This window comes from Marinobacterium mangrovicola (assembly GCF_004339595.1).
Taxonomy (GTDB): Bacteria; Pseudomonadota; Gammaproteobacteria; order Pseudomonadales; family Balneatricaceae; genus Marinobacterium_D; species Marinobacterium_D mangrovicola.
In genome coordinates, this window is sequence record NZ_SMFU01000008.1 from 583763 (window position 1) to 597451 (window position 13689).

At 59.4% G+C, this 13689-nt stretch carries 12 protein-coding genes; 10 read left to right on the forward strand and 2 right to left on the reverse strand.

The window, feature by feature from the left end; genetic code table 11:
* The 8 genes from CLV83_RS11150 to mvk all read left to right on the forward strand — a co-directional run bounded on the left by CLV83_RS11150 (position 1) and on the right by mvk (position 8698).
* Positions 1-1332 carry an HlyD family type I secretion periplasmic adaptor subunit gene (locus tag CLV83_RS11150; RefSeq protein ID WP_132291908.1) on the forward strand — a complete coding sequence of 444 codons (1332 nt, stop codon included), beginning with the start codon at positions 1-3 and terminating at the stop codon, positions 1330-1332.
* Between the two features lies 1 nt (position 1333).
* A complete protein-coding gene (locus CLV83_RS11155) occupies positions 1334-1954 on the forward strand; it encodes a response regulator transcription factor (RefSeq protein ID WP_132291911.1) in 621 nt (206 codons plus the stop codon).
* Positions 1955-1982: 28 nt separating this feature from the next.
* Complete coding sequence (locus CLV83_RS11160) at positions 1983-3380, forward strand: TolC family outer membrane protein (protein WP_132291914.1); 1398 nt, start codon at positions 1983-1985, stop codon at positions 3378-3380.
* A 153-nt stretch (positions 3381-3533) separates the two neighbouring features.
* Positions 3534-4571 carry a hydroxymethylglutaryl-CoA reductase gene (locus CLV83_RS11165; protein WP_132291917.1) on the forward strand — a complete coding sequence of 346 codons (1038 nt, stop codon included), beginning with the start codon at positions 3534-3536 and terminating at the stop codon, positions 4569-4571.
* Positions 4571-5599, forward strand: coding sequence for a type 2 isopentenyl-diphosphate Delta-isomerase (gene fni / locus CLV83_RS11170; protein WP_132291920.1), 1029 nt, complete (start codon positions 4571-4573; stop codon positions 5597-5599). The genes CLV83_RS11165 and fni overlap by 1 nt, the downstream gene beginning before the upstream one ends.
* Positions 5600-5614: 15 nt before the next feature.
* Positions 5615-6781: a hydroxymethylglutaryl-CoA synthase gene (locus CLV83_RS11175; RefSeq protein WP_132291923.1), complete on the forward strand. Its 1167-nt coding sequence runs from the start codon at positions 5615-5617 to the stop codon at positions 6779-6781.
* On the forward strand, positions 6781-7791 hold the full coding sequence (locus tag CLV83_RS11180) for a mevalonate kinase family protein (RefSeq protein WP_132291926.1): 1011 nt from the start codon (positions 6781-6783) through the stop codon (positions 7789-7791). The genes CLV83_RS11175 and CLV83_RS11180 overlap by 1 nt, the downstream gene beginning before the upstream one ends.
* Positions 7763-8698: a mevalonate kinase gene (mvk, locus tag CLV83_RS11185; protein WP_243642372.1), complete on the forward strand. Its 936-nt coding sequence runs from the start codon at positions 7763-7765 to the stop codon at positions 8696-8698. Before CLV83_RS11180 ends, mvk begins: the two co-directional genes overlap by 29 nt.
* A 27-nt stretch (positions 8699-8725) precedes the next feature.
* Here the strand turns inward: mvk and creC are convergent, their stop codons facing one another.
* Positions 8726-10168, reverse strand: coding sequence for a two-component system sensor histidine kinase CreC (creC, locus tag CLV83_RS11190; protein WP_132291929.1), 1443 nt, complete (start codon positions 10166-10168; stop codon positions 8726-8728).
* A 45-nt stretch (positions 10169-10213) separates the two neighbouring features.
* Positions 10214-10912 carry a two-component system response regulator CreB gene (gene creB, locus CLV83_RS11195; protein WP_132291932.1) on the reverse strand — a complete coding sequence of 233 codons (699 nt, stop codon included), beginning with the start codon at positions 10910-10912 and terminating at the stop codon, positions 10214-10216.
* A gap of 127 nt (positions 10913-11039) precedes the next feature.
* Here creB and CLV83_RS11200 point away from each other — a divergent pair, with 127 nt between their 5' ends.
* Positions 11040-13091 (forward strand): marine proteobacterial sortase target protein, encoded by a 2052-nt coding sequence (locus tag CLV83_RS11200; protein ID WP_132291935.1) that lies wholly within the window; start codon positions 11040-11042, stop codon positions 13089-13091.
* Positions 13088-13666 (forward strand): class GN sortase, encoded by a 579-nt coding sequence (locus CLV83_RS11205; protein ID WP_207894836.1) that lies wholly within the window; start codon positions 13088-13090, stop codon positions 13664-13666. The genes CLV83_RS11200 and CLV83_RS11205 overlap by 4 nt, the downstream gene beginning before the upstream one ends.
* Positions 13667-13689 lie beyond the last annotated feature (23 nt).

The window sequence follows — 13689 nt, forward strand, 5'->3', positions numbered from 1 at the left end:
ATGAAACATAAAGATGTAACGCCCAGGGCCGAAGATCTTGGTTATACCTCCAGTATCAGTGCCGCCATGCTGGAGCAGGCGCCCCGCGGAGCCAGCTTGCTGCTCTGGTCGATGGCGCTGTTTATTGCCGTGGCCGTGGCCTGGGCCAGCTGGGCGACACTGGATGAAATTACTCGCGGCGACGGCGAGATTATCCCTTCTCGCCAGCTGCAGGTGGTGCAGAACCTGGAAGGCGGTATCGTCTCCGAAATCCTGGTTCGCGAAGGCGACCTGGTGGAGCAGGGCCAGGTGTTGATGCGGATCGAGGATAAGCGCTTTGTCAGCTCGGTGGAGGAAAACCGGGTGCGCTACCTGGAGCTGCAGGCAAAAGCCGCCCGACTCAGCGCAGAAGCGAACCATGAAGAGCTGGTACTGCCGGAAAGTTTCCCCGAGCAGTACTCAAGCATGCTGAATCAGGAGGTCAGGCTTTACAACACCCGTAAAAGTGAGCTGGAAGCGAACCTGGCGGTACTGAATGAGCAGCGGCAGCAAAGGGAGCAGGAGCTGCGCGAGGCGGAAGCCCGGCAGGGACAGGTTCGACGCAGCTACAACCTGTTGCTGCAGGAGCTGCGAATCACCGAGCCGTTGCTCAGTGAAGGCGTTATCTCGGAGGTGGAATACCTGCGCCTGCGCCGCCAGGTTAACGATCTGCGCGGTGAGTTGTCAGGCATCGAGCTGAGTCTGCCGCGTATCAAATCGACGATCGAAGAGATCGACCAGAAGCGTCGTGAGATGGAGCTGCAGTTTCGTAACAAGGCGCGCGCGGAGTTGAACGAAGTGGCCGGTGAGCAGGCTCGACTGCAGGAGACGCTGACCGGTATGCAGGATCGTATCCGTCGTACCGAGGTGCGGGCACCGATCAAGGGGCGGGTGAAGCAGCTGTTAATCAATACCATCGGTGGTGTCGTTCGTCCCGGTGATCAGCTGCTCAATATCGTCCCCTGGGAAGACAAACTGCTGGTTGAGGCGAAGGTAAGGCCCTCGGATATCGGGCAGCTGCGTGTTGGCCAGCCAGCGGTGGTCAAGGTCAGTGCGTACGATTATGCGGTTTATGGCGGTCTTCCGGCTCAGCTTGTCTATATTTCCCCGAGTACCATCGTTGATGAGCAGGATGAGACCTACTATCTGGTCCGCTTGGAAACCGAACGTCCCTATCTCGGGGATGGCGAGAATATGCCTCTGATGGCGGGGATGACCGTTTCTGCGGATATCATGACCGGCAAGAAAACAGTGCTGCAATATCTGCTGAAACCGATTACCAGAGCGCGGGATCGCGCACTGACGGAGCGTTGATATGGACTATTTTTGCGTTGTTTCGCGCGATGATATTGCCGAGCGCTGGGGGCAGGCGCTGCAGAGAACGTTGAAAAGGATAGACCCGGACTCAGTGGCTGGCAGGTCCTCAATGGCGGGCATCTGCCTGGCCCATTGGGATTGCCTGCAGCAGGCTGGCCGGGAGCGTCTGCTGGCGCGGGCGCACGATAATAAATTACTGCTTCTTGTGCTGACCGATCACCCGAAAACCGATCAGGGACGTGATGTGATTCGGCGCGGGGCCAAGGGCTACGGAAATACCTTTGTTACCTCCAGTCTTCTGCTGGAGATGGTGAAGGTGGTCAAGGCGGGGGACATCTGGGCAGGTCCCGAAGTCTTGCAGTCGGTGTTGAGACAGTTGCTGGAGCAGGTTGATCCACCGACAGGAAGCCTCGTTGAGCGGTTCGGATTGAGCGACCGTGAAGCCGAGGTGCTGGCAGAAGTGATGGCTGGCGTGAGTAATAAGGTCGCCGCCAGGCGGCTGGATATAACCGAGCGCACAGTAAAAGCACACATGAGTGCTATCCTCAATAAAACAGGCGCTCGCGATCGTGTTGAACTGATCTTATTGGCTCAGCGTGCTGAGCAGAACGCTGTCTAGACAGGGACAGCTGAAAAGGGGAAGAAACATGGAGTTGAAACAGTCTATGCTCGCTGCGGCTATGGTAGTCGCCGTGTCAGGCGGTGCCCAGGCAGCGACAGTGCAGGAAGTTGTAGCGGATAACCTGGCTCAAAACCCAGAGGTTGCGCGCGCTATTCAAAACTATCGTGCAGTGACGAAAGAGGTTGACCAGGCAAAGGCGGGGTATCTACCGACCGTGGATGCAACGCTGGGTTATGGCTATGAGTGGACTGATAAGGAAGAGGGGATTCAGGATACGGAACTCAACCGTCGTGAAGCTCGCCTCAACGTAAACCAGATGCTCTTCGACGGCTTTGCGACTCCGAGTGAGGTGAAGCGTCAGGAAGCGCGCATGGACTCTGCCCGCAGCAGTGCGATTGATGTGGCCGAAAACTATGCGTTGCAGGCATCCCGCGCCTATTTGGAACTGCTGCGTCGCGATCAGCTGCTAAAGCTGGCGAAAGAGACGCTCTATAACCACGTTAATATTTATGACCAGATCAAGCGTCGTTCCGAATCAGGTCTGGGTACTCTGGCGTCGATTCAGCAGGCTGAAGGCCGACTGGCGCTGGCAGAGGTCAACACCCTGGCCGCCGAGAACAACCTGATGGATGCCAAGGCCAACTACGAGCGTGTAGTGGGCCATCCGGCACCGGATGATCTGGAACCGATGGACTCCATGTTCGAGCTGCCGGCGACGCTGGAAGAAGCTCAGGCGGTAGCTGACGAGAACCACCCGATCGTTGGTGTGGCTCAGTCCGATGTGGAAGCCAGTTACGCCCAGCGTGATGCGGCCAAGAGCCGGATGTATCCACGCCTCGACCTGGAGGTGGAACGCCGCTGGGATGAGAACATCGACGGCATCGAAGGCGATGATGAAGACCTGACCGCCATGCTGCGCCTGCGCTACAACCTGTTCAACGGTGGTGCCGACAAGGCGCGTATCCGTCAGACCGAGTATCAGATCGGTGAAGCCCAGCAGATCCAGCGTGACTCCATGCGTCAGATCAAGCAGAGTCTGGCCCTTTCCTGGAATGCCAACGAGATTCTTGGTCGTCAGATCCAGCACCTCGAACAGCACGTACTCTCCAGTGAAGAGACCCGTAACTCCTACAAGAAGCAGTTCGATATCGGTCAGCGCTCATTGCTTGACTTGCTGGATACCGAGAACGAGGTGTTTTCCGCCAAGAACCAGCTGGCGGAAGCTCAGCTGGATCAGCAGATCGCCCAGCTGCGTATTCTCAACGGTATGGGCCAGCTGCTGGGGGCCATGGACATCGTAGTCCCGATGGATGAAGAGGTTGTTGTCGCGGCTGAAACCATCGAAGGCGACCAGCCTGCCACGACTGAAGAACAGATGGCCCCGGCTGAAGGAGAGATGGAAACGGATAGCAGCGCCGGCTGAGGTTCGATTGCATCCATAGGGGTGGCTGGCTAAAATCGCCGCCATCCTTTACCTGAGAGGGTTGCAGGAGTTGCAACCCTCTTTTTATTTTTTATCCACAGGAAGTCGATTCACCGCGTTCGCAGGAAGCGTGCAGCGGGACAACGAGAGCCGATGAAATCACACAAGATACTTCAGGCCCCCATCCCGATGCGCTGGGTGGGCCCGGTCAAAATCAGCGGCAATGTGCTGAATGAAAGTCTGAGCGTTCCTCTGGCGACGTATGAAACGCCGCTATGGCCCTCCGTAGGGCGGGGCGCCCGGGTCTCGATGCTGTGCGAAGAGGGGATCAAAACCACCCTGGTCGATGAGCGCATGACGCGCTCGATCCTGCTTGAAGCGGATGACGCTCTCGCCGCGCACCAGGCGGTGGAATCGATCAAGGCGCGTCGTGATGATCTCAACAAGGTGGTGGCGACCAGCAGCCGCTTTGCCAACCTGATCGATATGCACAGCCAGATCGTGGGGAATCTGATCTATCTGCGCCTCGAGTTCACCACCGGCGATGCCTCTGGCCACAACATGGTGACCAATGCGGCGGATAAGCTGTTCCCGTGGATACTGGCCGAATACCCGCAGCTGCGTTACAGCTCCATATCGGCCAATTACTGCTCCGACAAAAAAGCCACCGCCGTCAACGGTATACTGGGTCGCGGCAAGTACGTGGTCAGCGAAATCCTGATCCCGCGTGAGATCTGCGAGCGTCGCCTCAAGACCACGCCGGAAAAAGTGGTCGACCTGAACATCAAGAAAAACCTGATCGGCACCCTGATGGCCGGCGGCCTGCGCAGCGCCAATGCGCACTATGCCAACATGCTGCTGGCGTTCTACCTGGCCACCGGTCAGGACGCGGCCAACATCATCGAGGGTTCCCAGGGCGTGGTGCATGCCGAGGTGCGTGATGGCGATCTTTACTTCTCCTGCACCCTGCCGAACCTGATCGTCGGCTCAGTGGGTAACGGCAAGGGGATCGACTTTGTCGAGGATAACCTCAAGCAGCTGGGTTGCCGCGAAGAGCGTGATCCGGGTGCCAATGCTCAGCGTCTGGCGGCTATCTGTGCGGCGACTGTGCTCTGCGGTGAGCTCTCCCTGATGGCGGCACAGACCAACCCGGGTGAGTTGATGGACGCTCATATCAAACTGGAGCGCTGATGTCCGATCAGATCAATGATCGCAAGATCGAACATATCCGCGCCATCGAGAAAGATCCCGCCACCGATCGGGACGGGCGCTACTTTGACCGCATCCATCTGACCCATCGTGCGCTGCCGGATCTGGATCTGGCGGCTGTGGATCCGGCGGTGGAGTTTCTCGGCAAGCGCCTGAGTTTTCCGCTGCTGATCTCATCGATGACCGGCGGCGACCATGAGCTGGTGCGCAAGATCAATCGCCATCTGGCGGAAGCGGCCGAGCATTGCGGTGTTGCGCTGGCGGTAGGTTCCCAGCGGGTGATGATCGATCAGCCGGCTGCCAAAGCCAGTTTTGAGCTGCGTCAGTTTGCGCCCTCCACGGTGCTCATTGGCAATGTGGGCGCTGTGCAGTTGAACTACGGTTTTGGCATCGAACAGTGTCAGGCCGCGGTGGATATCCTCGGTGCTGATGGCCTCTACCTGCACCTGAATCCGTTGCAGGAAGCGGTGCAGCCGGAAGGGGATACCAACTTTGCCGGTATCGCCACGCGGATTGGTGAAATCTGCCGTGAGCTGAGTGTGCCGGTGCTGCTGAAAGAGGTGGGCTGTGGCCTGTCTCCGGAAGATATTGCCGCGGGTTATGCCCAGGGGGTGCGCCATTTTGATCTCGCCGGCACTGGCGGTACCTCGTGGAGCCGTATCGAGCATCACCGTCGTAACGATGGCAGCGATATAGGTCTCAGGTTCCAGGATTGGGGCCTGCCGACGCCACTGGCGCTGCAACGCGCCGAACCCTGGCAGGACCGGGTCAAGCTGATCGCCAGCGGCGGGCTCAGAGATGGGCTCGATATGGCTAAATCTGTTATACTCGGCGCCTCGCTGTGTGGCCTGGCGGCGCCTTTCCTGCGCCCGGCAGCTGAGTCGACCGAGGCCGTGATTGCAGAAATCGAGCGGCTTAAACGTGAATTTGTAACAGCGATGTTCCTGCTTGGCGTCGCGGATGTTGCCTCCCTGCGTAACAACCGTTCGCTGATCTTGGACGAGCGTTGAGGATCCAAGCCTAAGATGTCCGTGGGTATAGACGAAATCAGTTTTTATACGTCCAGCTATTACTTCGATTTGAGGACGTTGGCGGAAATCCAGGAGACCGATCCGGATAAGTATTATGTCGGGATCGGGCAGGAAAAGATGGGCATGGCAGCCCCCGATGAAGATATCGTCACCATGGCAGCCAATGCGGCCCAGCCGTTGATCGAGAATGCCGGCAGTGATGCCGTGGGTACGCTGCTGTTCGCTACCGAAACCGGTATCGATCAGTCCAAGGCGGCGGGTGTATACGTGCACCGTTTGCTGGGGCTGGGTGCCAACTGCCGCGTGGTTGAACTCAAGCAGGCCTGCTATAGCGCCACTGCTGCATTGCAGATGGCTTGCGCACTGGTGGCGCGTCAGCCGCAGCGCAAGGTGCTGGTGATCGCCTCTGATGTGGCCCGCTATGATCTCAACACACCGGGGGAAGCGACCCAGGGCTGTGGCGCCGTCGCGATGATGATCAGCGCCAACCCGCGCCTGGTCAGTATCGATCCCGAAGTCGGCAACTACACCGAAGATGTGATGGACTTCTGGCGCCCGAACTATCGCACTACGGCGCTGGTGGACGGCAAATACTCCACCAAGATCTATCTCAAGTCGTTGAAAAAAGCCTGGGAAAACTTCAGTGAAGTCAGCCCGTTGAGCTTTGGTGACCTCGACCATTTCTGCTACCACCTGCCGTTCAGCCGCATGGCGCAGAAGGCGCACCAGCATCTGGTGAAGATGAACAAGGCAGTGATGACGCCGGAACAGGTCGAAGAGCAGATCGAGCCGACGCTGAGCTACAACCGCATCATCGGCAACAGCTACACCGCGTCGATGTATATCGGTCTATGCTCACTGCTGGAAACCTGCCAGGAGAACCTGGCGGATCAGCGCATCGGCTTTTTCAGCTACGGGTCCGGCAGTGTGGCGGAGTTCTACAGCGGCCGCGTTGTGCCGGGCTACGAGCAGCACCTGCATACTGCGAAACATCGCGAGATGCTGGAGAGCCGTGAGTCGCTGAGCTACGACGAGTACCTCAACCTGTACCATTATCCCAACCCCACTGATGGCGGGGAGCATGAGCTGCCGCACGTCACGCGCGGTCGTTTCCGTCTCGCGGCTATCACGCATCACAAGCGCGAATATGTGACCTGCTGATGCGGATCGCCTGTGCGCCTGGCAAGGTGATCCTCAGCGGTGAACATGCCGTGGTTTACGGTGCGCCGGCGCTGGCGCTGGCGGTTGACCGCCATATGCGCGTGTTCTACGAGCCGGATCGCCTGCCGCGCTTGAGCTGGCATGCTCAGGAGCGCACCCATGTGCTGGGTCTGGATAAGTTTGCCGCGCTGCGGCGGCGTCTGGACTCTCACTTCGAGCGCTATCTGCGCGGAGAACTCTCCATCACCGATATCCTGAAAAAGCCCGCTGAACTGGCGTTTTATGCCGTGGATATGGCGCGCATGGTATCCGGGCTGGATGCGATTCCCCGCGGCAGCGTCAAGATCGATTCCGATATTCCTATTGGTGCCGGTATGGGCTCTTCGGCTGCGCTTATTGCCGCACTGCTGAAGCTGTTCGGCCATATCGACAGCGATGATGAGCTGGTGCGCCAGGTGCATCACTGCGAGCGTTTACAACATGGTCGCGGCAGCCTTATCGATGCGGCTACAGTCTGCCTTGGCGGCTTGGTGCGCCTGCGCGACGGCGAGTACAGCCGCCAGAACCTGTCCGAGACAGGCCTGGGTGAGGGCTGGTTCTGGGTGTTTACCGGTACGCCGGCGGCCAGCACCGGCGCCTGTGTGGAACAGGTGCGACGTGGCTTTGAGCATTCGTCGATCTGGAGCGAGTTCAGTGAACTGACCACCCGCTTCGAAACCGCCCTCAGTGAAGGCCTGCCGCTGTGCGAACTGGTGCGTGCTAACCATCATCTACTGTCGCGCCTGGGCGTGGTGCCTGCTCCCTTGCAGCGTTTTGCCGAGCAGGTTGAGCAGCACGGCGGCGGCGCCAAGATCGCCGGTGCCGGTTCCGTCAGCGGCGATAGCGGTGGCCTGATGCTGGTCTGGTTGCCTGAGGGCACACCGGCGCAGTTGAACATGCCCTATGACTGGCACTGGGGCGAACTGAAAGAGGATTCTCAGGGTGTCCGGTTACTCGACGATCAGGGTTAGCGCTCCCGGCAGCATCATGCTGATGGGTGAACACGCGGTGCTGCGTGGCGCGCGCGCCATCGCCTGCGCTGTGAACAGCTATATCCATGTCGAGCTGATACCGCGACAAGATCGCCAGGTACTTATCCACAGCGCTTTGGGCGAGTACAGTGCCAGTCTCGATCAGCTGACACCATCCGATGATCTCTCCTTTGTCGTCACTGCCGTGCGCCAGTGGGTGGATCGTCTGCCTTGCGGTTTCGATCTTAATATCGAATCCGAGTTTTCCCATACGGTGGGTCTCGGCTCATCCGCAGCCGTAGTCGCCGCGCTGACCGTGGCGCTGGATCGCTTTGCCGGCAGTGAGCTGAGTCGCGAGCAGCAGTTCGATGCGGCACTCAGGGTGATCCATGAAGTGCAGAACGGCCGTGGCTCGGGTACGGATCTGGCGGCCAGCCTCTATGGCGGTCTGATCGCCTATCGCGTCAATCCTCGTGAACTGGTGCCGCTTAATGGCCTGCCGCCGATCAGCCTCTGGTACGTGGGCTACAAGATGAAAACGCCCGCCGTGCTTGAGCTGGTTGAACAGCGTAGTCAGCGTTTTCCCGGGCTCTACGCCGGGCTGGATAAACTGATGGCTGAGTGCTGTGAGCAGGCCGAAGCAGCGATCAACGCCAGCGACTGGGGTGCTCTGGGCGAGCTGATGAACTACTACCAGGGGCTAATGGATGCGCTGGGTGTGAATGATGCCCAGTTGTCCGAGCTGATCTATCGACTACGTGCCGAACCTGGCAACCGGGCCGCCAAAATCTCAGGCTCCGGCCTTGGTGACTGCGTGGTGGTACTGGGGCAGGGCGTGCCTGATGGTCTCGCCTATGAGCAGATTCCGGTAGCGGTTTCGGCGCGCGGCGCAGAACTGGACGCCTGATCGCCTCCCATAAAAAACGCTCAGCCGTTATCCATTAGCGCTGAATATCAGGCTTACCCGCGTGCCGCTCTCGTCGGATTCGATCTCTATATCCCCGTCATGCAGCGCCATGATCTCCTTGACGAAACTCAGACCCAGCCCCGTTCCCTTGTCGCCGTTCGGTTTCGGCAGGGAATAGAAGCGCTCCAGTACCCGCTCACGGGCGTAGTCGGGAATGCCGGGGCCTGCGTCGCTAACCCTCAGAGCACAGCGGTCCTCTTGTGCTTGCACACCGATCACCACTTCAGCGCCCGTCGGTGAATACTCGATCGCATTCTTGATCAGGTTGCTCAGTGCCTGTCGGACCAGGAAGGGATCGCCCTGAACAGAGCCTGAGTTGCCGGACTCCACTCGCAGGCTGACGCCGCGCGCCCTGGCCTGATCCTGTTCGGTGCTGAGCGCCTGCTCGATAATGGCTGTCAGCGAGACCTCTTCAGGTGCCTCAAGGGAGGGACGGTTCTCCAGCGCGGCCAAATCCAGCAGTCTCTCGATCAACTGCTGGATCCGCTCGGTCTGGCCAACGATATTGTTCAGGAAACGCGTACGCTGCGCCTCCGGCATAGGTTCCTGCAGCAGCTCTGCAGCGCCGCGGATGCCGGCCAGGGGGGATTTGATCTCGTGGGTCAGGCTCTGTACGTAGTCGGCTACGTAGGACTTGCCGTCCAGCGTCAAGCGCATCGATTCCAGTGCGCTACCCACATCACCGACCTCGTTATTGCCCAGCCTCGGCGGTTCTCGGCGCTCGCCGCGGCTGATAGCCGCCGCGTACTGCTGCAGCTTCTGCAATGGCCGGGTAAACCAGAGATTGAGCAGCACGCCCACCAGTGTCACGGCCAGCGCAATGACAAAGGCGCTGAGTATCAGGTTGTTGCGCAGGTCGATTACAAAGCGGCTGGCGTTGGTGGTGGGTTTGCCCAGCGAAAGTACACCGATCACATCGCCCTCATAGAGCACCGGGCGTGCGATATAGAGGGTGGAACCCTCCGGATAGAGCGGATCACCGCCGGTGGCACGGGCACCGTAGCGACCCTGCAGGGTCAGGTTCACATCCCGCCAGCGAGAGTAGTCTGCGCCGAGATCGCGGCTGTTGTCCGAATCAAAAATCACCCGGCCGTCTCTGTCGGTCAGGTAGATACGCAGATCCACGTTGTTCTTGTCCAGGTTGTAGATACGGGCGCTCAGTGTGCGTTGGCGCAGGTTGCCGAACAGTTCCGCCAAAGGTGTGGGGTCGATCCGGGCGGTTTCGTCTTCAACATGCACCGCCTGGCCGCTGACCAGTGCAGCCATCAGTTCGGCGCTATCGACCAGGGTTTCCTCCTGGGCTTTGAGAAACTGGGGGCGGATCTCATCGGCGATCCAGTACACTAAGCCGAAAACACCGAGAAATACGAACAGGGTAAAGGCTAGCAGCAGACGGGTACGGATCTTCATGTTCAGTCTTCCTGCTTTCCTTTCCGAATCTCTTCATAGCTGTAACTAGCCTTCATAGCTGTAGCCCAGGCCGCGATGGGTTTTGATCGGATCGAGCTCAGGCTGAACCTCGCGGATCTTCTGCCGCAGCGTCTTGATATGGGTATCCACGGTGCGATCGAAACTGCTGCCCGGGTCCTCCCAGACCAGCTCCATCAACTGATCGCGGGAGTAGATGCGACCGGGATGGCCCAAAAGCAGGCTCAGCAGGCGGTACTCGTAGCGGCTCAGATCCAGCAGCTGACCGTACAGGCTGATCCGCAGAGCGTCGCCATCATCATAAAAGCCGCTTTTATCGGTGGGACTCGGCTCTGGGCTGGGGAGAGTGCCGGAAGCGGGCTGAAGTCGTCTTAGCTTGCTGCGCACCCTGGCGCTTAACACTCTCGGGCTGAATGGCTTGGTGATGTAGTCGTCGGCGCCGAGCTCCAGGCCCAGCACCTGGTCTATTTCGCTGTGGCGGGAGGTCAGAAAAATAATCGGCAGCAGCGGGTGGGAGGCACTGATCTCACGGCAGAGATCAAAGCCGCTTCTGTCCGGCAGGCCGATATCGAGCAGCAGGAGCTGTACCGGCTGTTCGGCGATTTTTGCCAGGCAGGCGCTGCCGGTGGAAACCCATTCACAACTGATCCCTTCCGACTCCAGCGCATAGACCACCGTATCGGCGATGGCGGGTTCATCCTCGACAATCAGCACTTCCATAGACATCTCTGACGAACTCTTCCCTGGTGAACAATTTTCCGCTGAAAAAGCGGCGGACTTCACACTCACTTCAAACTCTCTTCGGCTTGACGGTAGATCCTGAGGCCATCAATCCAGTGAGGAGAAGTTAAGGATGCAAACGCTAACACACTTTGTCCGCTTCGGGCTGTTGCTGCTCGGCTGTCTCTGGACAGCCCTGGCGGCCAATGCCAATTCGATCAGCGGGGATGATATCACCCAGGGCTCGCTGATGATGCGTAATGATCGGGGTGAGGCCGAGACGCTGCCGCTGCTGAACACCGATGTCAGTATCGATGTGACAGGCCCGGTTGCCCGCACGCTGGTGACCCAGGAGTTCAAGAACCCGGGCGATACCTGGGTGGAGGCGCTTTACCTGTTTCCCTTGCCTGAGGACGCCGCAGTCGATCGGATGAAACTGTTGATTGGCGAGCGCGTGATCGAAGGTGAGATCAAGGAGAAGGAGGAGGCCAAGGCGGTTTATGAGCAGGCCAAGGCGGAGGGCAAGCGCACCGCGCTGGTGGAACAGGACCGACCGAACCTGTTTTCCACCTCGGTGGCGAATATTCCCCCGGGCGGCAGCGTCAGCGTAAGCATCGAGTACCAGCAGACGCTGGCCTGGAAAGAGGGTGAGTTCAGCATCCGCTTTCCGATGGCGATTACTCCCAGATACAAGGGTGCACTGCCTGAGCCGACCCATGTTGTTGAGCAGACCGGCTCACTGAACAGCGGCTGGAGTCTGTTACCGGGCGAAAGGCCCAACCAGGTCCTGCCTCTGGCAGACGAGCAGATCGACCGCCCGGTCAGTCTGCAGCTGCGCCTGAGGGCCGGCTTCGAGCTGGCTGAAGTGAAGAGTCACTATCACAAGATCCAGCAGACCCAAGGCGAGAACGGCGAGGTCGATATCGAGCTGGCCCAGGGCTCAGTCCAGGCCGACCGCGACTTTCTGCTCTCCTGGAAACCCGTGCCCTCCCAGCAACCCAGCGCCGCACTCTTTGCTGAAAACAGCGACAAGGGACGCTTTGGTCTGCTGATGTTCACTCCGCCGCAGCTGGATGGTTGGGAGAAACCGGCGCGGGAGGTTGTGTTCGTGATCGATACCTCCGGTTCCATGGGCGGTCAGTCGATCCGTGCTGCAAGGGAGGCGCTGTTGAATGGGCTGGCGGGGCTCGAAGCCGGGGACAGCTTCAATATCATCGAATTCAACACCGATACTTCGGCGCTGTTCACTTCGGCACGACCGGCGGATGCCCAGAACCTTAGGATCGCCGAGCGGTTCGTCTCCCGCCTTGAGGCTGAGGGCGGTACCAATATGTTCCCGGCGCTGGATCTGGCGCTGCAGCCGAGCGACAGCCAGCGTCTGCGCCAGGTAGTGTTTATCACCGATGGAGCGGTAGCCCAGGAGCAGGAACTGTTCAGCCATATCCAGCGCAAACTGGCCGGTAGCCGCCTGTTTACCGTGGGGATCGGCAGTGCGCCCAACACCTACTTCATGCAGGAGGCGGCGCTGGCGGGCCGGGGCTTCTTCACCTATATCGGTCGCCCCGATGAGGCTGCAGAGAAGATGAACGCCCTGTTTGAGCGTCTGGCAAAACCTGTGCTGGCCAATATCCAGGTTAAAGGAGAGGGCGTGTCAGGTTTTGCCCCGGCGGTGGTGCCTGACCTCTACGCCGGCGAGCCGCTGGTGGTGGCGATGAAGCTGAGCGATAACAACAACTCGGTGCAGATCCAGGGGCAGATGGGCGATACGCTCTGGAAACAGTCGCTGGATATCGACGCGGTGGATCAGCAGGCGGGTATCGGTATCGACTGGGCGCGCAGGAGTATTGCCAGTTGGCAGCGTGGCGCCGCGCGGGGCGTGGACGCCGACACTATCCGCAACGAAATCACCCGGCTGGCGCTGGATTTCCATCTTGTCAGCCCCTTCACCAGCCTGGTGGCCGTGGATAAAACCCCGGTCCGTCCTGATACCGAATCTGTAGATACGAAAGCACTGCCGGGCAAGATGCCCCAGGGGCTTGAAGTGAAACAAACCCTGCAGCTGGCCAGCGGAGCTACCGGTTATGAATTGAGCCTGCTGCTCGGTAGCCTGATGCTGTTTGCTGCTCTGGCGCTGCTGTTGTGGCAGCGCCGTGTGAACGGCAGCGACCGGGAATTATCCGCATGAGTCTGTCGAGGACCGCCGCACAGCGCCTGATGATACTGGCGCTGCTGTTGGGGGGCGCCGCGATGATCGTTCAGGCGCTGTGGATACCGTTCAAGGCCGAGATTGCGCAGGCACTGTTGCAGCGTGCCTGGACGCAGACCCAGGCGGATGGCGAACCCCATCCACCCTGGCCCTGGGCGGATCACTACCCGGTGGCGAGACTAAGCGCTGAGCGTTTCGATATCGATCAGATTGTGCTGGCCGGTGATGAGGGCAGTTCGCTGGCCTTTGCACCGGGTGAGAATATGCAGGCGAAAAACCTCAGTGGCGCCGCGCGGGTGATCAGCGGCCACCGCGATACCCATTTTCGTTTTCTGCAGGCTGTCCTGCCGGGCGATCGTTTCCAGCTCAGTGATAGTGACGGCCGTGTGGAGTACCGGGTCGATAGGGTGGAAGTGGTTGACTCGACCAGGGTCAGGCTGGATCCGACGGCACTGCCGAACGGTCTGCTACTGGTGACCTGTTATCCGTTTGATGCGCTGACCGCCGGTGGTCCGTTACGCTACGTGGTTTCTGCCAGTCGAGTTACGCCGTAAGGATTCAGTAGAGCGGCGGATCC